The following is a 23612-nucleotide window of genomic DNA, read 5'->3' as shown; positions in this document are numbered from 1 at the left end:
CATGAGCGAATCCCTTCCGTACGACGACAGTCATGACGACGACCAGGCACCCTCTCGCGCCGATGCGGTGATCGAGCGGGTGCTGTCGCGCGCCGGCACGGCGCTCGCCGAGGGCGGCACGTCCCGCACGGACTACGACGGCGACCAGTGGGACCGCGAGGAGCGCGCGGCGCTGCGCCGCATCGACAACCTGTCGACCGAGCTCGAGGACATCACCGAGGTCGAGTACCGCCAGCTGCGCCTCGAGAAGGTGGTGCTGGTGGGCCAGTGGTCGCACGGCACCGCGAAGGACGCGGAGGTCTCCCTGCGCGAGCTCGCCGCGCTCGCCGAGACCGCAGGCTCCCAGGTGCTCGACGGCGTGCTGCAGCGCCGTCCGCACCCGGATCCCGCCACGTACATCGGCAAGGGCAAGGCGCAGGAGGTCAAGGAGATCGTCGCGGCGGTGGGCGCTGACACCGTGGTCGTCAACGACGACCTCGCGCCCAGCCAGCGCCGCGCACTCGAGGACGTCGTCAAGGTCAAGGTCATCGACCGGACGGCGCTGATCCTCGACATCTTCGCCCAGCACGCGAAGTCCAAGGAGGGCAAGGCCCAGGTGGAGCTCGCGCAGCTCGAGTACCTCCTGCCGCGCCTGCGCGGCTGGGGTGACTCGATGTCGCGCCAGGCGGGTGGCCAGGTGGGCGGAGCCGCCGCCGGCATGGGCTCCCGCGGCCCCGGTGAGACCAAGATCGAGCTCGACCGCCGCCGCATTCACACGCGCATGGCTCAACTGCGCCGCCAGATCAAGGCGATGGCGCCCGCGCGCGAGGTGCGCCGCGCGAACCGGCAGGCGATTCCCAACGTCGCGATCGTGGGCTACACGAACGCTGGCAAGTCCTCGCTGCTCAACCGCGTCACCGGCGCTGGCGTGCTCGTGGAGAACGCGCTGTTCGCGACGCTTGACCCGACCGTGCGCCGCTCGCAGACTCCCGATGGCCGCGCGTTCACTGTGTCCGACACGGTCGGGTTCGTCCGCGACCTGCCGCACCAGCTGGTCGCGGCCTTCGCGTCGACGCTCGAGGAGGTCGCGCACGCGGACCTGATGCTGCACGTGGTCGACGCTTCGCACCCCGATCCGGAGAGCCAGATCAGCGCGGTCAGGACGGTGCTGTCCGATGTCCCGGGCGCCGAGGTGGTGCGTGAGGTCATCGTGCTCAACAAGGCCGACATCGCCGAGCCCGAGACGCTGATGCGGCTGCGTGCGCGTCCGGAGATGACCATCGAGGTCTCGGCGCTCACGGGCCAGGGCATCCCCGAGCTCATGGACCTCATCGGGCGCGAGCTGCCTCGTCCGGAGGTGCGCGTCGACGTGCTGGTCCCGTACACGCGCGGCGACCTCATCAGCGAGGCGCATGTGCACGGGGAGATCCTGGAGGAGTCCCACGAGCCCGAGGGAACCCGGCTGGTCGCCATGGTCGACGACGCGCTCGCGGCCAGGCTCCATGCGGCCGCCCTCGCGGCGTGACCTCTCCCCAGACGTCACGCCGCGGCGAAGCCGCGCCCGAGGTGACGGTGGAGGAGGAGACGGCCGGCGCATCGGCTCCACGCACCGCGGGCGATGCGGGTGCCGGGGGCGATGTCGACGCGGCGCAGACGGAGGCGGCGCGGCTGCTGGGCGTCGCGGTGGGCGCGCTGGGCGGCGCCGAGCGCGAGGGCCAGACCGCCATGGCCAAGGCCGTTGAGCGGTCCCTGTCGCACGGGGAGCATGCGCTGATTCAGGCGGGCACGGGCACGGGAAAGTCGCTCGCCTACCTGGTGCCAGCCGTCGCGCATGCCGCGCGCGCGGGGGAGCGGGTGGTGGTCTCCACGGCGACCCTCGCGCTGCAGCGCCAGGTCTTCACCAAGGACCTGCCGATGGTCCTCGATGCGCTCGAGCCGGAGCTGGGGTCACGCCCCGAGGTCGCGCTGTTCAAGGGCCGCGGGAACTACCTGTGCAAGCACAAGATGGCCGGCGGCTACGGCGAGCCGGACGACGACATGCTGCCCATCGCGGCAGGTCCCACGAGCGAGCTGGGACGCGAGGTGGCGCGGCTGCACGCATGGGCGGAGGAGACGGACACCGGCGACCGCGACGACCTCGTGCCAGGCGTCTCGCACCGCGCTTGGGCGCAGGTGTCGGTCACCGGCCGCGAGTGCCTGGAGTCCAAGTGCCCGATGCTGCAGGAGTGCTTCTCGCAGCAGGTCCGCGACCACGCGGCGCGGTCGAGCATCGTGGTGACCAACCATGCCGTCCTGGGCGTGCAGGCGGCGAGCCACGACATGCTCGGAGAGCATCACGCGCTCATCGTCGACGAGGCGCATGAGCTCGTCTCACGCATCACCTCGTCCGCGACGCACGAGCTGACGGTGGGAGCGATCGACCGCGCCGGGCGCTCCGCGCGACGGGCGGGCGTCGCCTCGGACGACCTGGACCGCGCCGCTCGCGCCGTGGATGCTGCGCTGGGGGAATGCGAGCCCGGCAGGTTGCGGCTCGGTCTGCCCGAGGAGCTCGCAGAGGCGGTGGACCTCGTTCGCGGAGCCGCGCGCGCTCTCATGTCCGAGCTCGCGAAGGTGACCAAGGCCCAAGGTGACAGCGGGTCGCCCGGCGACAGCGCATCGGCCACCGTCAAGGTCGCCACCGCCGCGATGACCGAGGTCTTCGACGTCTGCGAGGAGCTGCTCGGCGAGCACGGCCGGTACGTGATCTGGCTGTCGCCGCCCGACGGGGACTACGAGTCGCGACAAGCCGTGCGCATCGTCGCCGCGCCGCTCGACGTCGCCGGGCTGATCCGCGATAAGCTCGTGGACGAGCGTGCGGCGGTGTTCACGTCTGCGACGCTCGCGCTCGGCGGCAACTTCGACGCGATGGCGCGGCACCTGGGGCTCGACGACCCGATCTCGATGGACGCCGGCAGCCCCTTCGACTACGGCAGGCAGGGCATCCTCTATGTCGCCTCCCACCTGCCGCGCCCGGGGGCGGGCGGCATCTCGGAGGAGGCGCTCGACGAGCTCGCGGAGCTGATCCAGGCAGCGGGCGGGCGCACGCTCGGGCTGTTCTCGTCCCACCGCGCGGGCCAGGCGGCCGCTGAGGCCATGCGCGCGAGGCTCGACGTGCCCGTGCTGTACCAGCTCGACGATCAGCTGCCCACGCTGGTGCAGCAGTTCCGCGAGGATCCGCGCACGTGCCTGTTCGGGTCGACGTCGCTGTGGCAGGGCATCGACGTGCCGGGCGCCACGGCCTCTCTGGTCGTGATCGACAGGATTCCCTTCCCGCGGCCCGACGAGCCGATCTCGCAGGCGCGCACCGAGGCGGTGGCGCAGTCCGGCGGGAACGGCTTCATGGCGGTGTCCGCCACGCATGCAGCGCTGCTCATGGCGCAGGGTTCCGGACGCCTGATCCGCACGCACGAGGACCGCGGCGTGGTCGCCGTGCTCGACTCGCGGCTGGCGACGGCGCGGTACGGGGGCTTCCTCGCGCGGTCCATGCCGCCGCTGTGGGGCACCAAGGACCGCGACCAGGCCATGGCGGCGCTGCGCCGCCTCGATGCGGCGGCCAGGGAGCGCGGCGAGTAGGCCCTAGGCTGAGGGCCATGACCGACAGCACCGAGTTCGAGCAGGGCAAGCAGGCTGAGCGGGAGCGGTTCGCGGAGTACCTCGAGCACTTCGAGAAGCGCGGACGCGGGCTCGCCGAGAGTGCCGAGACCGAGGAGTCCCGCGTCTACCAGACCACCGTCGCGAACTCGATGCAGGCGATGCGCCGCGCCATCACGGGCGGCTTCCACTGGCAGGAAGGCTGGCGGGAGAGCTAGCCGCAGCCCGCGGGGACGTCAGATCCGGCGCAGCACGGACACGACCTTGCCCATGATCGCGGCGTGGGTGCCGTCGATGGGGGTGTAGGCCGGATTGTGCGGCATGAGCCATACCTGGCCGTCGCGGTTGCGGAAGGTCTTGACGGTCGCCTCGTCGTCGAGGAGCGCCGCGACGATGTCGCCGTTCTCCGCCGTCTGCTGCCGGCGCACCACGACCCAGTCGCCGTCGCAGATCGCGGCGTCGATCATGGAGTCACCGGTGACGTTCAGCATGAACAGCTCGCCCTCGCCTGTGAGCTGCTTGGGCAGCGCCATGATGTCCTCGACAGCCTGGTCGGCGAGCACGGGGCCACCGGCCGCGATGCGGCCCACCAGCGGCACCATCGCGACGTCGTCGCGCTCGGCGTAGGAGGGCAGCGCCGATGCGGAGGCTGGCTCAGGTGCGGAGGTCACGTGGGCCTCGGTGGTCTCGCCCGGCAGCACGACCTCGATCGCCCGGGGGCGGTGCGGGTCGCGCCGGAGGTAGCCCTTCGCCTCAAGCGCGGACAGCTGGTGCTTGACCGAGGACGTCGATGTCAGGCCCACCGACTCGCCGATCTCGCGCATCGAGGGCGGGTACCCGCGCGACTCCACCGAGTCGCGGATGGTCTCGAGGATGCGTCGCTGACGGTCGGTCAGGCGATCGGCGGGCGTGCCCGGGAACTCGTGGATGGTGGCGCCGGACTCGGTGCGCTCGTCCATGTCTCCTCCTGATGCGGGTGGTCCCGCGTCCCTGTCTCGTCCTCGACGAACGATGTCAGACCTCGGTGATGAGGTGTCCTTCATGACGGTAGGGCACCCGAGAGCCGAAATCAAACATATGTTCGAGCGAGTCTTGCGAGTGTCGGCCGGCGATGCTAGAACTAGAACAAGTGTTCGACGAACAGATGTTCGAACGGAGGACGACATGACCGCCTACGCGATGACCACCCCGCTCAGCCAGGCCACCCCGCTCAGCCAGGCCACGCCACTGCGCCCGCGCGTGCAGCGCCGCAGGGCTCTTCCAGTTGCTCTCCCCGGTGCTCTCCCCGGCGCACGCCCTGTCCGCTCGCAGCAGGCGCGGCGCGGCGCGGGCGTCCGCATCACCGCGATTCAGACCCCTGCCGCGCGAGCGCGTCGGCGCGGCATCGTCGTGGCACTGCTCCTCGCGGTCGCTGCGATCGTGGGCCCGCAGGCGTTCGCCAACGAGGGTGGCGAGCCGGTCGTGCTCGACACCTACACGGTGTCGCCGGGGGACACGCTGTGGTCGATCGCCGCGGACCTCGCACCGGCGGGCGTCGACGTGCGGGACGTCGTGGCGGACATCCAGACGCTCAACGCCATGCAGGCATCGGGCCTCCAGGCCGGCCAGCAGCTCCTCCTGCCCGAGGTCGGCTGACCTCCGCGCCAACCCTCCCGCGGGCAGCTCCCGCGCCCGAGCCTCCTGCGAGGGCGTGAGTGTCGTTTCCGGCGGCGCCGCGCGTCCTGCGAGGAAACCGAGCATCAGTGCTGCGTGCGGCCGCTCCCGCGCTCGCCACGCGCCACAACCGTGCGCTCCACCGCCGGCCCGCCCCCTCATGCGCCAGTGGTGGCTCACCGTCAGCTTCGCCGCGGTCGCGTGCGCAGTCGGTGGGTCGCCGTCGGCGATCCACCGCCGAGAGGCGCGCGGGGCGCGGCCTTGGCGAGGCATCCACCGTGGCAGAGTAGTGCCATGCACTGCCCCTTCTGCCGCAACCCCGACTCGCGGGTGGTCGACTCGAGGACGGCCGATGATGGCCTCTCGATCCGCCGGCGCCGCGAGTGTCCGAACTGTGGCAAGCGGTTCACGACGGTCGAGAACGCGAGCCTGTCAGTCGTCAAGCGCAACGGCGTGGTCGAGTCCTTCAGCCGCGACAAGGTGATGTCAGGGGTGCGGAAGGCCTGCCAGGGTCGGCCGGTGAGCGACGACGACCTCGCGCTGCTCGCCCACAAGGTGGAGGAGGCGATCCGAGCATCGGGGCAGGCCGAGATCGACGCCACCGACATCGGTCTGGCGATCCTGCCTCCGCTCCGCGAGCTCGACGAGATCGCCTACCTGCGCTTCGCGAGCGTCTACCAGGCGTTCGAGACGCTCGACGACTTCGAGTCCGCGATCGCGGGGCTGCGCGCCGAGGACGACGCCCAGGCCTAGCCGGTCGGCAAGGGCTGGTAGGCAGCGCTCGCGCGACGACGTCGTGGCGACCGGGTACCGCGGCGTGGCCGCGCGGTGCACAGGCGGGCGCCGGCGGTCGCCCACCATTTGGTGACGTGCGTCCCACGAACGCGACGGCGAGCGACCTCTGGCCCGCTCAGGCGAAGGTGGACGGAGTGTCCTCACAGGTTTCGCGGTCGGGCGGGAGGCGACACTGAGATCCTCATGCCGCGCTCGGGCGGAGGTGCGGAGGATGGGTCCGCGTCAGCGCTTCTTCTTGGGTCGGGGCTTGCCGCTGCGCCCGGAGGTCTTCTTGGGCTTCTTGCCCGCCTTGGCCAGTCCGGCGTCGCGAGACGTGGGCGAGGTGGATCGGCTGGAACCGCGCGGCGCGGGAGAGCCCGTGCGGTCCGCTCGACCACCGGTCCGGCCGTCCTCGTCGCGGTTGCTGACGCGCCCGTCACCCTGGCCTCCGGCGTCGCGGGCCTTGCGTGCTCGCGACGGTGCGTCGCTCCTGCGGGAGGCTCCGCGTAGGGACCGGTCGTCGTGCTGGTCGCCTCGAGCCCCACCCGACCGCTTGTTCCGCTTCGATGCCCTGGCATCGTCGTCGTTCCTGCGCTCGCGCTGGCCCGATCGCGGGGTGGCGCTGTCGTCTCGGCGCCCCGAGCGTGACCGACCGTCGGAGCCGCTCCACCCGTCGCCACGGGCGGGTCGGCGGCGACGCTCGCTGCCCGCCCGCTCGCGGTCGGCGAGGCTGCTCTCGCGCATCTCGATCTCGCGCTCGCGCCGGGCCAAGGCCTGCTCGCGCGCCTCGAGGTCCGCGCGTGCCTTGGCGCTCTCGTGCTGGGAGGAGGAGCCGGCGCCGTACTGCGCGCGGGCGTGAGCCGGCGGGCGGCCGCGTTCGTTCCGGGTGGGACGGTCGCGCCGCTCGCCCCGGTCGTGGCCGCGATTGCCGTCACGCGAAGCCCGAGTCCCACCAGTGCCGCGCCTCGCGCTGGAGCCGCGGGGCCCAACGGCGCCGCGAGAGCCACTTGACCCGCGAGACCCACCGGAACCGCCACCGGCGCGACCGCCACGATCCCTGCCGCCTGCGACCGCAGGCTCGCGCACCGGCACGCCGGACGGCACACGCGCACCGGTGAGCTCCTCGAGCATGCGCAGCGACTCGGCGTCCTCGCCGCGCACCTTGCGGAACACGGCGTCGACGCCGGAGTCCTCGATGAGCCGGTCGACCGCCCTGCGTTGATGAGGCAGGGACAGCGTGACGACCAGCCCGGACTCGCCGGCGCGGGCGGTGCGGCCCGCGCGGTGCGTGTAGTCCTTATGGTTGCTGGGCGGGTCCATCTGCAGCACCAGGTCGACGTGGTCGACGTGGATGCCGCGCGCCGCGACGTCTGTCGCGACCAGTACGGGGATCTGGCCGGCGCGAAAGCCCGTGATCGCGTTGTTGCGGTCCTGCTGGGTCTTGTCGCCGTGCAGCGCGACCGCCAGCACGCCGGCCCCCCGCATCTCGCCCGCGATGCGGTCGCATGCCAGCTTCGAGCGCACGAACACGATGGTGCGCCCGTCGCGGGCGACGATCCGCGTCGCGAGCTGGTACTTCGCATGCGGGGGAACGCTCAGCACCACGTGACGCAGTGCCGACTCGACGCCATCGCCCGAGGTCACGTCGTGCAGGACGGGGTCATCCATGTAGGCGGACACCAGGCGGTCGACATCCCCGTCGAGCGTCGCGGAGAAAAGCAGCCGCTGCCCTCCGGCCGGCACGCCGGCGAGGATCTCCTCGATCTCGTCCATGAAGCCCATGTCCGCCATGTGGTCGGCCTCGTCGAGCACCACCAGCTGGGTCTCGGACAGGTCGGCGTGACCGCGCCGCACCAGGTCCGCGAGGCGACCGGGCGTCGCGACGACCAGGTGGACGCCACGCTCGAGCGACCGCACCTGCTTCGACATCGACAGCCCGCCGGCGACCAGCCGCAGCGACACTCCCATGGCGTGCGCGTAGGGCTCGAGCGCGTCGTTGACCTGCATCGCGAGCTCGCGGGTGGGAACCAGCACGATCGCGCGCGGGCAGCCGGGCGTCGCCGCGCCGGTCGCCGCAAGCCGAGCGATCGCCGGAAGCCCGAACCCGAGCGTCTTGCCCGACCCCGTCCTGGCCTTGCCCAGCACATCCCTGCCGGCCAGCGCATCGGCGATCGTGGCGGACTGGATGGGGAACGCCGTCTCCAGTCCGGCGCCCTCGAGCGAGGAGACGAGCGCGTCGGGGAGGCCGAGCTCCCGGAAGGGGACGGCGGTGGGGCCGGAGTCAGCGACTATGACGGCACCTAGGACAGGACCCTGAGGCGAACCGTCCCGGGCATCGCGCCCAGCGCGGCGACCGCATCATCCGTGAGGCCCGCGGCCACGTCCGTGACCACGTATCCGAGCTCGCCGCGGGTACCGAGCAGCTGGCCCTCGATGTTGACCTCGTGCTCCGCGAAGACGCGGTTCACAGCGGCCAGCACGCCAGGGACGTTCTCGTGCAGGTGGGCGATGCGGTGCGATCCCTGCGGCTGGTCCAGCTGCAGGTTGGGCAGGTTCACGCTGAGCGAGGTCGAGCCCTTGAGGACGTAGTCGCGCAGGCGGGTGGCGACGAAGATGCCGATGTCGCGCTGCGCCTCCTCGGTCGAGCCGCCGATGTGGGGCGTGAGAATGACGTTGGGGATGTTCTGCAGAGGCGACACGAACGGGTCGCCCTTCTTCTTGGGCTCCTCGGGGAAAACGTCGATCGCGGCGCCGCCGATGGCGCCCGACTCGAGACCGTCCTTGAGCGCGTCCACGTCGACGATGAAGCCGCGCGACAGGTTCAGGAACAGAGCGCCGGGCTTCATCGCCTCGAACTGCGCGCGACCGAAGAATCCCTGGTTGCCCGAGCGCCCATCGACGTGCAGCGTCACGATGTCCGCCGCCTGGAGCAGCGACTCGAGGGTCGGCATGCGCGTCGCGTTGCCGAGCGCGAGCTTCTCCGCGTTGTCGTAGAAGATGACGTTCATGCCCAGCGCCTCGGCGACCACCGACAGCTGCGAGCCGATGTTGCCGTAGCCGACGATGCCGATGGTGCGTCCGCGGATCTCGTGCGCTCCCTCGGCGGACTTGTTCCACACGCCCTCGTGCATGAGGCGGTTGTGCACCTGCAGGCGTCGCGTCAGCGAGATCATCTCCGCGATCGCCATCTCGACTACCGAGCGGGTGTTCGAGAACGGCGCGTTGAACGCGGCGATGCCGCGACGGGCCGCGGACGCGAGGTCGATCTGATTGGTGCCGATCGAGAAGGCACCCACGCCGATCAGGGACGGCGATGCCTCCATGACGCGGTCCGTCAGCATGGTCTTGGACCGGATGCCGAGCAGCTCGACGCCCTCGAGGGCCTCGATCAGCTCGTCCTCGTCCATGGCGCCGCCGTGGTTCTCGACGGCGATGCCGGCGGCCTCGAGGATCTCGGTGGCCTGGGGAGCAAGGTTCTCTAGAAGAAGTGCGCGCACGGCGCATAGTCTCTCGCACTTCACGTGCTGCTACCAACTCTCGGGGCGGCTCGCGCCACGGCGTGGCCTGCGTGAGCGACGTGGCCTCGTGAGAGCCGATGCGCTGGCGGGGTCTCGTGCGGCGGAAGAGGTCAGGCCAGGCCGTCTGGCAGCGGGGCTGCGTGGATGATCTCGAGCCGGCGCGTGGGGCGGGTGAGGGCGACGTACAGGTCGCCAGCGCGTGCCGCGGCGATGGCGGCCGGCTCCACGACGATGGCCACGTCGAACTCGAGGCCCTTGGTCTCGCGCGCGGAGTGCACCTCCACCGCGGTGCCCTCGACCTCGGACGCGACGATCGCGGCGCGTGCAGTGTCGAGCATGCCGTCCGGCACGATCACCGCCACCAGGCCACCCTCGTCGTCGGCCATCGCGGCCGCGTGCCGCCGTGCCACCTGTGCTGCGGCTGCGACCAGCGCATCGGCGCCGTCCACGCGGGTCACCGCGACGGCGTCGTCCAGCTCCCGCGCCGCACGCAGCTCGCTGACGGGCAGCTGCGCCCCCGTCGCGAACGCCTGCGCAGCCTCGGCCACGGCGGCGGGGATGCGGTAGGAGATGGTGAGCTCGCGCTGCGTCCAGGTGTCGCCGAACACGGGGTCCATCGCCTCCGGCCACCAGCGGGTGCCGGCGGGGGAGGCCACCTGGGCGACGTCGCCCACGATGGTGAAGGAGCGCGTGGGGCAGCGCCGCAGCAGCATGCGCCAGGCCATCGGGGACAGCTCCTGCGCCTCGTCGACCACCACGTGGCCATACGTCCAGGTGCGGTCGCGGATGGCGCGCTCGGCGACGGACAGCCGCGCCTCGCCGCCGCGCATGCGGGCCGCGAGCGACTCCGCTGACACCATGCCGTCGCCGCCGAAGGTGTCGAGCACGTCCTGCGCGTAGGCGAGCTCCTCGTCGGTGGCCTCGATGGTGGACGCGCGCGGCGCATCGCCTGGCATGTCGCCCAGCAGCTCCGCGGCCTCGTCGAGCAGCGGGATGTCCGCCTCGGTGAACGGCGCGGACGCCGGCCGCAGCAGGAGGTCGCGCTCGCGGCGAGGCATCGCCGCGGCGGCGTGGTCCAGCAGATGGGCCTTGGAGAACAGGTCCCGCAGCAGTTGCGCAGGGCTCACGGGCAGCCAGCACAGGTTGAGCGCGATGCGGATGGTCTTGTTGTCGCGCACGTCGCGCTCGAGCTGCACGCGATCGTCGGCGTCGCCCAGGCCGTCGAGCTGCTCCATGAGCTGCGCCGTGAGACGGGAGATCATGTCCTTCGCGAAGACGGCCCTCGCCTGGTTGTGCGGCTTGCCATCACGGCGCGCGCGGGCCTGAGCATCCTTGATGTCCGCGCGGCGGATCACCACGGGCCTGCCGTCGACGCGGATCTCCTGGTCGCGACGCGGCGCTCGCTGGCGCTCGCGGACGGCGGCCTTGATCACCGCCGCCATCTCGGTGCGTCCCTTGATGGAGGCCACCGCATCGGACTCCTCACCTGTGACGCGCACGCCCTGGACCAGCCCGGCGAGCGTGGTCGACACCGCGCCGGTCTCGCCCAGGGACGGCAGCACGTGATCGATGTAGCGCAGGAAGTCGCGCGACGGGCCGATGAGCAGCACTCCGCGCCGCTCCAGCTGCTCGCGGTGGTGGTAGAGCAGGAACGCGGCGCGGTGCAGCGCCACCGCCGTCTTGCCGGTGCCGGGACCGCCCTGGACCACGAGCGCGCCCGTCATCGGCGCGCGGATCACATCGTCCTGCTCGGCCTGGATGGTCGCGACGATGTCGCCCATGCGGCCGGTGCGGCGCGCTCCGAGCGCGGCCAGCAGCGCGCCCTCGCCTGCCAGGCCCTCGTCGAGGCCGGCCTCGCGCAGTCGCTCGACGTCCAGCACGTCGTCCTCGACGGCGACCACCGTGCGTCCGCGAGTGGTGAGGTGGCGGCGGTTGACCACGCCACCGGGGTTCGCGGCCGTCGCCGAGTAGAAGTGCTGCGCCGCTGGCGCGCGCCAGTCCGTGAGCAGGGGAGCGTGATCAGCGTCCGACAGGCCGATGCGGCCCACGTAGAAGCGCTCGCCGTCGCTCATGTCGAGGCGACCGAAGCACAGCCGATCCTCGACCGCGTCGAGCTGCATGATGCGGTCTTCGTACAGCGTCGCGAACGCATCACGCTCGGAGCGGTTCTGCGGCGAGCCCGAGGGGCCTTCGCGGCGCACCTCGCCCAGGCGGCGCGCAGCCTCGTCTCGCAGCTCGTCCAGTCGCGAGTACAGCCCGTCGACGACGTGCTGCTCGGCATCCAGGCCACGGCGCTCGGCGGCCAGGGTGCGGTCGTCTTGCATACGTCTACCCTTCGGCGCCCCGGGGAGTCCTGTCCGAGGCAGTCCTCCATTATCCCCGTCTCCGCGCGCGATCGCTACCACCAGTGACGGACCCGACCCGCGCATCGGCTCGACGGGCATTTCGCGTAGAGCGTGACCGCCCCGCAACGGCTCAGCGGGCGGGGACCGCCGTGAGACGATGGCAGGACCATGGACACACCATTCGTGAGCTGGAACGCCGAAGGCGTGGAGGCGTGGGCCGCCGTCGCACCCCAGGAAGGCGCGGTGCTGATGCACTCGCTGCGCGGCTTCATCGACGCGGGGCGCGCGGGCCTGCTGGTCGCGCAGCACATTCTCGAGGAGAGCGACCCGGTGCGCGTCGCGAGCTTCGACATCGATCAGCTGCTCGACTACCGCTCGCGCCGGCCCGAGATGACGTTCTCGGTGAACGAGTGGACGGACTATGACGAGCCGCACCTGGATCTCGACCTGGTGAGCGACGCGGACGGCACGCCGTTCCTGCTGCTGCACGGGTTCGAGCCCGACATCCGCTGGGAGGGCTACATCCGCGCCGTCCGCGGCATCGTGGATCGGATGGGCATCGGGCTGACCCTCGGCACCCACGGCATCCCCATGGCGGCGCCCCACACTCGCCCGCTCACGGCGACCATCCACGGCACGGCGCAGGAGCTGCTGCCGGACGCGCCGAGCCTCTTCGGGACCGTCAGCGTGCCCGCGAGCGCGCAGAACCTCATGGAGTACCGGTTCGGTCAGTGGGGCCTGCCCGCGATCAACGTGGCGGTGCATGTGCCGCACTACCTCGCTCAGTCGCCGTACCCTCAGGCGGCGCAGAAGGCGATGGAGGCCATCGAGGACATCTCGGGTCTCGCGCTGTCGACCGATGCGCTCGACGACGAGGCCGCGCGGGCGCAGGAGGAGATCACCCGGCAGGCCGCGGAGAGCGACGAGGTCCAGGCGCTCGTGGCCCAGCTCGAGGAGCAGTACGACGCCTTCGTCGAGCAGCGCGAGTCCGGGATTCAGGTCGACGGACCGCTGCCGTCGGCCGAGGAGCTGGGCGCCGAATTCGAGCGATTCCTGCAGCAACAGCGCGGAGACTCTCCCCCTGGACCGTAATCCGTGCCACACTTGAGGTGGTTGCAGATACGTAGTGTGCATGAACCGGCCTGCATGGGCCCGGGACCAAAGCATTGCGGCGACAAGCGGGACACGGTGTCTCGCTTCCCGTCACCCGGGCAGTAAGAAAAGGAAACATGCATGGCACAGGGATCTGTGAAGTGGTTCAACGCTGAGAAGGGCTACGGCTTCATCGCGCAGGACGGCGGCGGCGCCGACGTCTTCGTCCACTACTCGGCGATCGAGTCCGACGGCTACAAGTCCCTCGAGGAGGCGCAGCGCGTTGAGTTCGAGGTGACCGAGGGCCCCAAGGGCCCCCAGGCGGAGGCGGTTCGCCCCCTCTGAGCCGAATCAGGCTTCTAACGTAGAAGGCCGTCACCCCTCACCGGGTGGCGGCCTTCTCGCATGTCCGCCCCTCTTCACGCGCGAGTGGGGCCCCCTTCGCGCATCTCAGCGCTGAGACGAGCGAGTGGGACCCCACTCGTGCACCTCAGGCGGGCCGATGCGCCGGCTGGCACGTCGTCCTATCGCGGCCAGTCGGGGGAGACGCTGGTCGGCAGGGGCGCCGAGGCGGCGTACCGGCGCAGGGCGTCGACGTCGAGCCCCTCGCCAGCGACGAGGACGGCGTTGCCGCGGCGCCGGCCCTTGAGGACGGCCCCCTCGCCAACCGCGACCACGCTGGAGAACACCGACCGCGCCGCGAGGGCGTCCGGTCGGTGGGTGGCGAGGCCGGGGGCGGTCTTGACGTTGGCGACCACGAGGCCGCCGGGTCGGAGCGCGCGCCGGGCGTGCGCCCACCACGCGTCGTCGGCGAGCGAGGTCGGCGTCGCATCGCCCGCGAAGGCATCCCGCAGGATCAGGTCGAGCGAGTCGTCGTGGCGCTCGGCGACGGCGGCCAGGCCATCCTGCGAGCGCACGCGCAGCTGGGGAGAGCGGGGAAGGTCCCACCACGCGCGGGCGAGCTCCGGGAGCGACGCATCGATGTCGACGGCGATGTGGCGCGAGTCAGGGTACGCGTGCGAGAGGTGGCGCGCCATGGTGCAGACGCCTGCTCCGACGTGCAGCGCGAGCATGCGGGGTGGAGGCCCCCAGGAGGCGATCGCCGCCGCGAAGTGCCGCATGTACTCGAAGTCGAGCACGCTCGGATCCGCCCGCATCGACGAGCTGGGAACTCCATTGACCCATACGGACGTTGACCCGTCTGGATCGTCCATCAGCCGCACCGTGCCGGTGGCGATCGGGAGGTCGGTGTCCCGTGGGACGTGGAGCGCGATGAGTGCGTCGGACGGGCGGCGGGCCATGCGCAGCCTCCTGGTCGCTTCTGGGTAGTGCTTGACGGTCAGTTGGAACTAGACTAGGTACCATTCGTCCGAGGCGTTGATAGGGAGGTCGCCATGCCGCTGTCGGAGTATGAGCAGCGCGTGCTGGACCAGCTCGAGCAGGATCTCGGGCAGGATCCCTCGCTGCATCGCGCGATGTCGCGCGGGCCCCGGACGCCCGCGCGGGTGATCGGCGCGATCGCCGGCGTTGTCGTGGGCCTCACCGTCGTCGTCGTCGGTGTGATGACGCAGCTCCCGATCGTCGGCATCCTGGGCTTCGCGATCATGGTGGGCGTCGCGCTGTGGGCGCTGCTCGCGCCGCGCAAGAAGCCCGTCCCCGTGTCGAAGGACGCGCCGCGCCCCGCATCGAGCGCGTCTCAGCGCCAGCGTTCGGCGCGCAAGCCCTTCATGCAGCGCATGGAGGAGCGGTTCGAGCGTCGTCGGGAGAACGGCGACTTCTGAGCGACGGCGGGCGCTGACCTGGCCTCGCCCGGGCACCGCGATGGCGGTGAGCCCATGCGCGCGAGCCAGGCTCGCCGTGCGTGAGCCGCGCCGTTGAGAGCGCGGACAGTCGGCTCCTCGTCACCGAACGCCAGCCCGTTCGGCCTTGGCCGCCGCGTGAGCCTCCTCCGCGACGGCCGAGGCCCAGCCTCGCAGCGTCGCGACGTCCGCCGACGTGCCCTCCGGCGCATAGCGCGCGTCCGCGACGGCATGGGCCAGTCTCGTCAGCGCCTCCCGAGCGCCCCCCGACAGCCCGTCGCCGATCACCCGCATGCCGCTCTCGGCGTGCTCGGCCGCCTCATAGGGCGTGAGAGAGGCGGGCCACTGCAGGGGCTCAGGCAGCTCGGCTCTGAGCCTCTCCCACACCTGCTCGGCACTCGCCGCCGAGGATAGGCGAGAGCCTCCGCGGGCTCGCCACCACCAGGCGAGCACGCCCGCGGTGACGAGCAGCAGCGCGATGCCGACCGGCACCCACAGCGGGACGCCGTCGTCCTGCGCCGCCGCCTGGCCGGGCGTGGGCTGCGCCGGGGCGGGCAGCATGTCCTCGGGCATTTGCTGGGGTGCGGCGGTGGTCGGACCGCGCGGAGCCTGCTCACCGTCGGACGGCGCGTTGAGGTACGGATCCGCGTACGAGGGCGGCGGCCCGGTCTGGACTGCCGGGGTGGGCTCGAAGCGCACCCAGCCCTCTCCCGGGAACCACAGCTCCGGCCACACGTGCGCGTCTCCGCCCTCGACGACGAACGTGCTCGACGTGGTCGCCTCGCCCCCGAGGAACCCCACCGCGAGGCGCGCAGGAATGTCGAGAGTGCGCGCCATCACCACCATGGTGGTCCCGAACTGCACGCAGTAGCCCGTCCGGTCCTCGAGGAACGTCGACACCGCGTCCCCGCCCGACGGGCTCACCGAGGTGTCATAGGTGAACTCGCTCGTGTTGCGCAGGAAGTCCTGGATGGCGACCGCCTGGTCATAGCGAGTCGTGGCGTCGCCTGTCACCTCGGCGGTCAGATCCGCGACGCGGCCCGAGTCGATCGCGGGCGAGACGGTGACGTATCGCGGGTCGGTGGGGTCCCCGCCGGCTCTGATCGCGGGCTGAGCGTCGCGCAGCTCGTCAGGCGAGGTGTAGTCGTCCGCGGTCACCACGGAGTACTGCAGGTTGGCGGTGGAGACGCCGTCTCCCACGACCTCGTCGCGGTCGTGGTCGTAGTACCAGGGGCCGTCGATGTCGACGGTGCGAGGCGAGGGTGGCAGCGGCAGGTTGGACTCGATGAGGTTCAGCACCTGGATGTCGATGCGCTCGCGGCTGAGCTCCTCCCAGTCGGGCACGGTCTCCGACCACAGCAGTCCGGAGGAGGCGGAGGACCCCGGGAGGTCGGTGACCTCGCGGTCCCACTCGACGCCGTTGAAGTCGGTGAGCGCGTAGACGCGCAGCGCTTCGACCTGGCCGCCCGAGGTGGAGTAGGTGATGACGGGCGTGGTCGAGTTCGTCGTCAGCGAGGTGCGCAGGTCGAGCGCGAGGTTCAGGCGCGTGGCCGTCTGCAGCGACGCCGGCGCGTCGATCCGGGGGATCATCCCCCAGCCGTTGCCTCCCATGGCTGTCGGCACGACTACCAGCGCCGCCGCCATGGTCGCGACGGTGGCGGCGACGGCACCTGCGATGGGAACGCGCCGGTCCGTCGGTGCCCCGCGACGAGTGAACGCCAGTGCGAGCAGCCAGCACACGATGGCGGCCAGCAGCGCCGCGCTCGGCACCCGATGCTGGAAGACGACGGCGGGGAGCCACGGCAGCAGCAGCACCAGGCCGGCGGTGGCGGTCGCACGCCACGATACGGCGAGGTGCTCGGCGAAGAGGAACATCGCGACCGCGCCCGCGGTGATGAGCGCGGTCAGCGCGAGCGACGCCGGCGCAGGCGCGACGGTCGCGGCCGCGTAGTCGACGCCATCGCGCAAGGCGACTCCCAGGTCGCCGAGCGCGCCCGGCGTCGGCAGGATGTGGCGACTGCCGTCCTCACCGCGCGCGAAGAGCGGCACCATCACGATCACCGCCGCGAGCGCCGCGACCACGGTGGGCAGCGTGCGCGAGTGCGACAGCAGGCGCGTGATGATCGCGGCGGCGGCCGCGACGATGAGGACCGTCGCGACGGACCGCATCCACAGTCCCATCTCGAGCATGGTCGACAGCCCGTAGAGTCCCAGGAACGTGGCGCCCGCGATCAGTGGCGTGGCCAGCCACGGCGAGCGTCCAGGTGCGCCGGTCCTCACGCGATGTCTCCTGCCGTGAGCATGCGCGTCCACAGCTCCTCGAGGTCGTCCGACGACGAGACGGTGGAGGCCCGCCAGCCCGAGCGGCGCAGCGCGCGCACGGTCGCGCGAGCATCCTCCTCGAGGTGACCGTCGGCTCGGACCAGGGCCCACGAGCGTCCGGTGTCGCCCAGGGGCGACAGGGCGTCGAGGGCGGCCTTCTCGAGCGGGTCGACCACGGCGACGATCACCTCGCCCTGCGCCGAGTCCTCGCCGGTGAGGGAGGCGGCCCTGACGACGGCGGTGGTCGCGGCGGCGCGCGACAGCGGCGCGCGCAGGTCGATGGTCTGATTGAGCAGGTCGACCCTGGCCGCCTCGGATCCTCGATCTCCCAGGTGGCGGATCGCAGCGGGGTCGAGCCCTCCGCCGACCATGCGCACCGGGTGGCCGGAGTCGAGCACGGACAGCGCGATCGAAGCGGCCGCGGAGATCGCCCACTCGAGCGCGACGGGGTCGCGTGGGGGATCGAGGATGACCGACGCCGGTCGCCGGCCGGCGCGCTCGTCGGAGCGCACGAGCATGGTGCCGCGGCGCGCGGAGCTCGCCCAGTGCACGCGCCGCATGTCGTCGCCCTCGCGATAGTCGCGCAGCGACGCGTCGTCGGGGGAGGGCGTCCTGGCGCCCAGGACGATGCGGTCGGCGTGACCCATCAGCGCCCCTGCGGTGGCGGACAGGTCCACCACCGCAGGCCAGACCGGCACGAGCTGCGGGTCTCCGACCGGGGTGTTGGACTGGAACATGCCGAAGGGGTCGGCGCTGCGGACGAGCGAGGGGCCCAGTGGCCACCGCCCTCGCCTGACGGGGTGGACGGCGTACATGAGCTCGAGCCTGCCGGGCTCGCGTCTCACGGTCGCCTTGGTGCCCAGGCCGCCGGTGAGCTCGGCCGAGGCCTGCTCCCTGATGTCGAGGTGCTCGGCGAGGGACCGGCGGGTGCGTGCGCGAGAGCGCGCCGCCTCGATCGTGACGCTCACGGTCCCGCCGCGGCCCGCGGTCAAGGGGTGAGGGGACACCGTGCGGCGCGCGAGGGGGAACGTGCGCATGAACGAGTCGACGGCCAGCACCACCCAGATCCACGCGACGACCACGGCGCATGTCATCGCGACGCCGATGTGCACGAGGACCGGGGTGGACAGTCCGACGCCGAGGCCGGCCACGACGATCCCGCACGCGAGCATGCCGGTGCCGCGCGTCGTCATCTCTGCGCGCGGTCGCCATCGCGAGCCGGCGGGTGCCTTGGTGGACATGGCGCGCGATCAGGTGGCGCGCACGATGGCCGCCTCACGGGCCGGGGCGGCGTCCCTCGCACCGCTCGGCACGGCCGTTGCGGAGACGAGCTCGCGGGTGATCTGCGCCGCCGTCCGGCCGGACAGGCGCGACTCGGTCGACACGATCAGGCGGTGCGCGAGCACGGGCACCGCCAGCGCCTTCACGTCGTCGGGCAGCACATGATTGCGGGCGGCCATGGCGGCGCGGGCCTTGGCCGCGGCGAGCAGCTGCAGAGAGGCGCGCGGTGACGCGCCCAGCCGCAGGGCCGCGTCCTGGCGCGTCGCGGTCACGAGGTCGACGATGTACTGCTTGATGGCCGGGGCGGCGTAGATGCGCCGCGCGACGTGGATCGCATCGAGCAGCGCCTGCGCGTCGGCGACGGGAGTGACCTCGGACAGGGGGTCGTGCCCACCATGCGAGTCGAGCATCGCCATCTCGGCGCGGGCCTCCGGGTACCCGACGGACACCTGTGCCATGAAGCGATCGCGCTGGGCCTCGGGAAGGGGATAGGTGCCCTCCATCTCGACGGGGTTCTGCGTCGCGACCACCAGGAAGGGGGCGGGAAGCGCCCTCGTGGCGCCGTCGACGGTGACGGCCCGCTCCTGCATCGACTCGAGGAGAGCGGCCTGGGTCTTGGGCGAGGCGCGGTTGATCTCATCGGCGATCACGACGTTGGCGAAGATCGGCCCCGGCCGGAACTCGAAGCGGTGGTCGTCTGCCCGGAAGATGCTCACGCCCGTGACGTCGGAGGGCAGCAGGTCAGGCGTGAACTGGATGCGGCCCACGCTGCAGTTGATGCTCGCCGCGAAGGCTCGCGCGAGAGTGGTCTTGCCTACCCCTGGCACGTCCTCCATGAGCAGGTGCCCCTGTGCGAGCGCGGTCGCGAGCGTGGCGGAGATCGCCTGATCCAGCCCTGACAGCACGGAGGCGACGGCGCCGCGGATCCTCGCTGTGACGTCGGCGACGGCCTCCAGCTCGGCCTCGGTGGGCAGGGACGGGCTCATGAACGCTCCTTTGCAGCCTTTCCCCGAGCCTAGGCGATCCGGGGCGGTGGCGGCACGCCCGATCTTCCGCGCTGTGGCCATCTCCACACGCGATCCCTCCACCGCGTGTTCCCGCCAAATACAAGGCGCGATGCCCCTGGCGAGCAAACTTCTCGCCCATTTCAGCCTCGCTGTGGAGGGAAGTGGAGTAAAGTGGGGTGCACTGGCGAGTCGTGGCGTTGGGAGGTGAGGTCGAGTGTCGGATCTGGCGGCGCACGGCCTGGGCCCCACAGGGGTCTTCCTCGGCACGTTCACGCCCAGGCTCGACGACAAGGGCCGGCTGATCCTGCCCGCCAAGTTCAGGGGCCGCCTCGCCTCCGGGCTGGTCGCCACCAGGGGCCTCGACCGCTGCGTGTTCCTGTTCCCGCTGGACGAGTTCGCCGCCATCCACGACCGGCTGCGTCGCGCCCCGCTCGAGAACAAGAAGGCACGTGACTACCTGCGCAACTTCCTGGGCCACGCCCAGGACGACATCCCTGACAAGCAGGGGCGCATTCTCATCGGCTCGCCGCTGCGCAAGTACGCGAGCCTCGACCGTGAGGTCGCCGTGGTGGGCATGGGATCGCGCGTCGAGATCTGGGATGCCGCCACGTGGGAGCAGTACCTGGATGAAGGAGAAGAGGACTACGCGGCGACCGCCGCCGAGGTCTTCGACGACATGTGAATCGACTCGCGGCCCGTGGCCTCCTCCCGCGCACCTCTGACGGACTTCCCCCCGCCAGAGAGCCGGAGGGAGACCAGGGGCCGTGGTCACCAAGGAGGGGAGAGGACATGACCGATGCGGCATCGCGTCACCAGCCGGTGATGCTGCAGCGGTGCGTCGACCTGCTCGCACCCTCCCTCACGCAGCCGGGCGCCGTCGCGATCGACGGCACGCTCGGCATGGGAGGGCACACCGAGGCGATCCTCGAGCAGTGCCCCCAGGCACGCGTGGTCGGCATCGACCGCGACCTCGACGCGATCGCGCTCGCTGCGGAGCGCCTCGCGCGCTTCGGCGACCGCTTCACCGCCCACCACGCGGAGTACGACGACATCGCGGGCGCGCTCGCAGCCGTCGGCGCCGCGGCTGCCGACGGCGTCCTGCTCGACCTCGGCGTGAGCTCGCTGCAGATCGATGAGGCCGACCGCGGCTTCTCGTACGCTCAGGACGCGCCGCTCGACATGCGCATGAACCGCGAGGACCCGGTGACGGCGGCGGACATCCTGCGCGACTGGGACCAGCGCGATCTGGCGCGCATCCTGCGCGAGTACGGGGAGGAGCGCTTCGCGGCCCGTATCGCCGAGGCGATCGTGAATCGCCGGGCGACCGCGCCGATCACCCGCAGCGCCGAGCTCGCGGACATCGTCCGCGCCTGCATCCCGGCGGCGTCTCGCCAGCCAGGATCGAACCCTGCCAAGCGCACGTTCCAGGCGCTGCGCATCGCCGTGAACCGCGAGCTCGACGTGCTCGAGGCGGCGATGCCCGCCGCGATCGAGGGCACCCGCGTGGGCGGACGCATCGTCGTCATGTCCTATCAGAGCCTCGAGGACCGCATCGTGAAGCAGGCCTTCGCGCAGGGCGCCACGTCCTCGGCGCCTCCAGGGCTGCCCGTGATCCCCGAGGACGACCAGCCCTACCTGCGCCTCGTGACCAGGGGAGCCGAGAAGGCCAGTGCGCAGGAGGCCGAGGCGAACCCGCGCTCGAAGCCGGTGAGGCTGCGCGCGGCCGAGCGCGTGCGCCCCACTCCGCCATCGCGCCTGCGGAGGGCCGCATGAGCGCCGCCCCCCTGCGCAGGCCGCGCACCGTGCCAGCCTCCGCGCGCCAGCAGGCGACACCCACGTCACGACAGCGCCCGGAGCTGCGGGCAGTCTCCGCCCCCGAGCAGGCGCGATCGCTCGCGCCGTTCGCATGGTCGTGCCTCGCGGTCATCCTGGGCGCCATGCTCGCGGTGCTCATGATCAACACGGCGATGTCGCAGGGCGCGTACGAGCGCCGCGACCTCAAGATCGAGATCGCGCAGCTCCATCAGCAGCGGGCGAGCCTCATCAGCGAGCTCGAGGCCAACTCGTCGCCCGCGCTGCTCGCGGACGCGGCGGCCGAGCTCGGGATGCAGCCGCACCAGCAGATGGGCTTCGTGTCGCTGACCGACGGACTGGTGCTGCAGCAGGGGGGACAGGGATGACGGACGAGCCCAGGAGCGGCGGGCGTGGTCGCGCCACGGGCGACCGCGCCGCGCGCTCATCTCAGCGGCCCCCCCGCGGGGAGGCCAGCCGTGGCGCGAGGACGGGCGCCCCAGCACAGGGCGCGCGCGGCGGCCGCGGCTCGCAGGGCGCACAGCGCCGCCAGCCGCGCGCAGCCGGGACGCAGCGCACGAGCGGGGGTCGCACCATGCCCGTGCGCGGCCGCGTCACCAGCGTGGGCGCGGCGCCCGCGCCTCGCGTGGGCAACCCGCGCAACCGACAGCGCCTCATCACCCTGTTCAGCCTCGCCCTCCTGATGGCCTTCGCCGTCCGTCTGGTGATGATCCAGGGCGTCAACGCGGCCGAGCTGTCGACGGCGGCGCTCGAGAATCGCCTCGCGACGACGACGGACGAGCCGCTGCGCGCCGACATCGTCGACCGCAACGGCGTGGTGCTCGCCACCTCAGCGGATCGCTACCACGTGTTCGTCAACCAGCAGAAGCTCAAGACCTGGGAGCACACGCAGAACGGTCAGGTGATCGCGTCCGGTCCTCTCGACGCCGCGGAGATCCTCGCGCCCATCCTCGGCGTCAGCGAGTCCGAGCTGTCGGTCGAGCTCGTGGGGGACAAGCCGTTCCACTACATCGCGAAGTACGTGACGCCCGAGCAGTGGGACCTCATCGCCGAGGAGGGCATCTACGGCGTCGACCGCGAGCCCGTGACCGAGCGGTTCTATCCCAACGGCGACATCGCCGGCAACATCGTGGGCTTCGTGGGCGGGCGCGAGGACAGGCAGGGCGTCGACTGGGGGCTGGCCGGCATCGAGGCGTCCTTCGAGGACGAGCTGCTGGGCACGCCAGGCTCGCTCACCTACGAGCGCGGCCGCGGCGGCACCGTGATCCCGACGGGCGTGCTCGAGGAGGAGGCTGCCGTCCCAGGATCGAAGGTTCAGCTCACCATCGACCGCGACATCCAGTACTACACGCAGGAGCGCCTCGCGCAGGCGGTGGCGGAGACCGGCTCGTCCGCCGGCATCGTGGTGATGGAGGACGTGCGGACCGGCGAGATTCTGGCGCTCGCGGACTCGGGCTCGGTCGACCCCAACGACCCCGGCGCGACCCCGGCGTCGCAGCGCGGCTCGAGCGCGGTCGAGGACGTGTTCGAGCCCGGCTCCACGGCGAAGGTCATCACGGTGGCTGCAGCACTCGAGGAGGGGCTGTTCACGCCCACCAGCCGGTTCGTCGCGCCGTACGAGTACACGACGGACAACAACCAGACCTTCAAGGACTCCCACGACTATGGCGACCAGAAGCTGACCCTCGCCGGGATCCTCGCGAAGTCGTCGAACACCGGCACCATCCAGGTGGGCGAGGGGCTCACCGAGGCGCAGCGCCACCAGTACCTCACGGACTTCGGGTTCGGCCAGCGCACGGGCGTGGGCCTGCCCACCGAGTCCGCCGGCATCCTGCACCCGTGGGAGCGGTGGGACGGCCGCACCGAGTGGGCGGTGCTGTACGGCCAGGGCGTGTCCGTGACAGCGCTGCAGACGTCACAGGTCTTCCAGACCGTGGCCAACGACGGCGTGCGCGTCGCGCCCACGCTGGTGAAGGGCCTGGTGCAGCCGGACGGCACCGTGGTCGAGGCGGAGGCGTCCGAGCCGGTTCAGGTGATCTCCGAGGAGACCTCCGACCAGCTCATGCTCATGCTCGAGGACGTCACCGAGTCGGGGACCGGATCCCTGGCGAAGATCGACGGCTACAGGGTCGCGGGCAAGACGGGAACCGCGGAGGCCGTCGGCCCCTCGGGCAAGCTCGACCGGATCGTGGCGTCCTTCGTGGGTGTGGCCCCGGCCGACGACCCGCGTATCGTCGTGTCCGTGATCCTCTTCGACCCCAAGAGCTCCATCTGGGGAGGTGTGGTGGCAGCGCCGGTGTTCTCCGACGTCGCCACTTTCGGCCTCCAGGCCCTGCGCGTTCCGCCGTCGGGCCCCGCCGAGGAGCTCTACCCGACCACCTGGGAGTGACCGTGCAGGAC

General features: G+C 71.6%; 20 protein-coding genes. 12 read left to right on the top strand and 8 right to left on the bottom strand.

What is annotated here, in order from left to right:
* The first annotated feature begins 1 nt into the window (after position 1).
* Genes hflX through B7K22_RS11060 form a run of 3 tightly spaced genes read left to right on the top strand, consistent with a single transcriptional unit; the run spans position 2 to position 3827 of the window.
* On the top strand, positions 2 to 1504 hold the full coding sequence (gene hflX / locus B7K22_RS11070) for a GTPase HflX (RefSeq protein ID WP_084040295.1): 1503 nt from the start codon (positions 2 to 4) through the stop codon (positions 1502 to 1504).
* On the top strand, positions 1501 to 3591 hold the full coding sequence (locus tag B7K22_RS11065) for an ATP-dependent DNA helicase (protein WP_234983470.1): 2091 nt from the start codon (positions 1501 to 1503) through the stop codon (positions 3589 to 3591). The genes hflX and B7K22_RS11065 overlap by 4 nt, the downstream gene beginning before the upstream one ends.
* 17 nt (positions 3592 to 3608) lie before the next feature.
* Complete coding sequence (locus B7K22_RS11060; protein ID WP_084040294.1) at positions 3609 to 3827, top strand: hypothetical protein; 219 nt, start codon at positions 3609 to 3611, stop codon at positions 3825 to 3827.
* 18 nt (positions 3828 to 3845) lie between these two features.
* Here the strand turns inward: B7K22_RS11060 and lexA are convergent, their stop codons facing one another.
* Positions 3846 to 4568 (bottom strand): transcriptional repressor LexA, encoded by a 723-nt coding sequence (gene lexA, locus B7K22_RS11055; protein ID WP_084040293.1) that lies wholly within the window; start codon positions 4566 to 4568, stop codon positions 3846 to 3848.
* A gap of 205 nt (positions 4569 to 4773) precedes the next feature.
* Here lexA and B7K22_RS11050 point away from each other — a divergent pair, with 205 nt between their 5' ends.
* Both B7K22_RS11050 and nrdR read left to right on the top strand, forming a co-directional pair.
* The gene (locus B7K22_RS11050; RefSeq protein ID WP_159448854.1) at positions 4774 to 5244 is read left to right on the top strand and encodes a LysM peptidoglycan-binding domain-containing protein; all 471 of its coding nucleotides are present in this window, start codon (positions 4774 to 4776) and stop codon (positions 5242 to 5244) included.
* A gap of 312 nt (positions 5245 to 5556) precedes the next feature.
* Positions 5557 to 6015 (top strand): transcriptional regulator NrdR, encoded by a 459-nt coding sequence (nrdR, locus tag B7K22_RS11045; RefSeq protein WP_084040291.1) that lies wholly within the window; start codon positions 5557 to 5559, stop codon positions 6013 to 6015.
* 264 nt (positions 6016 to 6279) lie between these two features.
* Here the strand turns inward: nrdR and B7K22_RS11040 are convergent, their stop codons facing one another.
* From B7K22_RS11040 to B7K22_RS11030, 3 genes are all read right to left on the bottom strand, one after another.
* Entirely contained in the window at positions 6280 to 8223 is a 1944-nt protein-coding gene (locus B7K22_RS11040; protein WP_255372185.1) for a DEAD/DEAH box helicase, read from the bottom strand.
* Positions 8224 to 8336: 113 nt separating this feature from the next.
* The gene (serA, locus tag B7K22_RS11035) at positions 8337 to 9533 is read right to left on the bottom strand and encodes a phosphoglycerate dehydrogenase (RefSeq protein WP_371327674.1); all 1197 of its coding nucleotides are present in this window, start codon (positions 9531 to 9533) and stop codon (positions 8337 to 8339) included.
* Between the two features lie 131 nt (positions 9534 to 9664).
* Positions 9665 to 11878, bottom strand: coding sequence for a PhoH family protein (locus B7K22_RS11030; protein WP_084040288.1), 2214 nt, complete (start codon positions 11876 to 11878; stop codon positions 9665 to 9667).
* Positions 11879 to 12067: 189 nt separating this feature from the next.
* On the opposite strand from B7K22_RS11030, the gene B7K22_RS11025 reads away from it, so the two are divergent.
* Together B7K22_RS11025 and B7K22_RS11020 are read left to right on the top strand one after the other, a co-directional pair.
* Positions 12068 to 12991, top strand: coding sequence for a proteasome assembly chaperone family protein (locus B7K22_RS11025; RefSeq protein ID WP_084040287.1), 924 nt, complete (start codon positions 12068 to 12070; stop codon positions 12989 to 12991).
* A gap of 141 nt (positions 12992 to 13132) precedes the next feature.
* Positions 13133 to 13336, top strand: a complete 204-nt coding sequence (locus tag B7K22_RS11020) for a cold-shock protein (protein ID WP_084040286.1) — start codon at positions 13133 to 13135, stop codon at positions 13334 to 13336.
* A 179-nt stretch (positions 13337 to 13515) separates the two neighbouring features.
* On the opposite strand, the gene B7K22_RS11015 is transcribed toward B7K22_RS11020, so the two are convergent.
* Positions 13516 to 14292 (bottom strand): spermidine synthase, encoded by a 777-nt coding sequence (locus tag B7K22_RS11015; protein WP_084040285.1) that lies wholly within the window; start codon positions 14290 to 14292, stop codon positions 13516 to 13518.
* Between the two features lie 93 nt (positions 14293 to 14385).
* Here B7K22_RS11015 and B7K22_RS11010 point away from each other — a divergent pair, with 93 nt between their 5' ends.
* The gene (locus tag B7K22_RS11010; protein ID WP_084040284.1) at positions 14386 to 14772 is read left to right on the top strand and encodes a DUF3040 domain-containing protein; all 387 of its coding nucleotides are present in this window, start codon (positions 14386 to 14388) and stop codon (positions 14770 to 14772) included.
* Between the two features lie 120 nt (positions 14773 to 14892).
* Here the strand turns inward: B7K22_RS11010 and B7K22_RS11005 are convergent, their stop codons facing one another.
* From B7K22_RS11005 to B7K22_RS10995, 3 genes are read right to left on the bottom strand one after another with little or no spacing between them, the layout of a single operon-like run.
* Positions 14893 to 17070, bottom strand: coding sequence for a DUF3488 and transglutaminase-like domain-containing protein (locus B7K22_RS11005; protein ID WP_084040283.1), 2178 nt, complete (start codon positions 17068 to 17070; stop codon positions 14893 to 14895).
* Complete coding sequence (locus tag B7K22_RS11000; RefSeq protein WP_084040282.1) at positions 17067 to 18353, bottom strand: DUF58 domain-containing protein; 1287 nt, start codon at positions 18351 to 18353, stop codon at positions 17067 to 17069. Before B7K22_RS11000 ends, B7K22_RS11005 begins: the two co-directional genes overlap by 4 nt.
* Positions 18354 to 18362: 9 nt before the next feature.
* A complete protein-coding gene (locus B7K22_RS10995) occupies positions 18363 to 19379 on the bottom strand; it encodes a MoxR family ATPase (RefSeq protein ID WP_084040281.1) in 1017 nt (338 codons plus the stop codon).
* 235 nt (positions 19380 to 19614) lie between these two features.
* Here B7K22_RS10995 and mraZ point away from each other — a divergent pair, with 235 nt between their 5' ends.
* The 4 genes from mraZ (at position 19615) to B7K22_RS10980 (ending at position 23601) form a co-directional block, all read left to right on the top strand.
* Positions 19615 to 20082, top strand: a complete 468-nt coding sequence (gene mraZ / locus B7K22_RS10990; protein ID WP_084040280.1) for a division/cell wall cluster transcriptional repressor MraZ — start codon at positions 19615 to 19617, stop codon at positions 20080 to 20082.
* Between the two features lie 107 nt (positions 20083 to 20189).
* The gene (gene rsmH, locus B7K22_RS10985) at positions 20190 to 21173 is read left to right on the top strand and encodes a 16S rRNA (cytosine(1402)-N(4))-methyltransferase RsmH (protein ID WP_084040279.1); all 984 of its coding nucleotides are present in this window, start codon (positions 20190 to 20192) and stop codon (positions 21171 to 21173) included.
* Complete coding sequence (locus tag B7K22_RS11980; RefSeq protein WP_144276402.1) at positions 21170 to 21580, top strand: hypothetical protein; 411 nt, start codon at positions 21170 to 21172, stop codon at positions 21578 to 21580. The genes rsmH and B7K22_RS11980 overlap by 4 nt, the downstream gene beginning before the upstream one ends.
* 206 nt (positions 21581 to 21786) lie before the next feature.
* Positions 21787 to 23601 (top strand): penicillin-binding protein 2, encoded by a 1815-nt coding sequence (locus B7K22_RS10980; protein WP_159448853.1) that lies wholly within the window; start codon positions 21787 to 21789, stop codon positions 23599 to 23601.
* Positions 23602 to 23612 lie beyond the last annotated feature (11 nt).

Origin of the sequence: Demequina sp. NBRC 110053 (genome assembly GCF_002090095.1) — a bacterium.
GTDB lineage: Bacteria > Actinomycetota > Actinomycetes > Actinomycetales > Demequinaceae > Demequina.
This window is presented reverse-complemented; position numbering and strand designations above follow the sequence as displayed.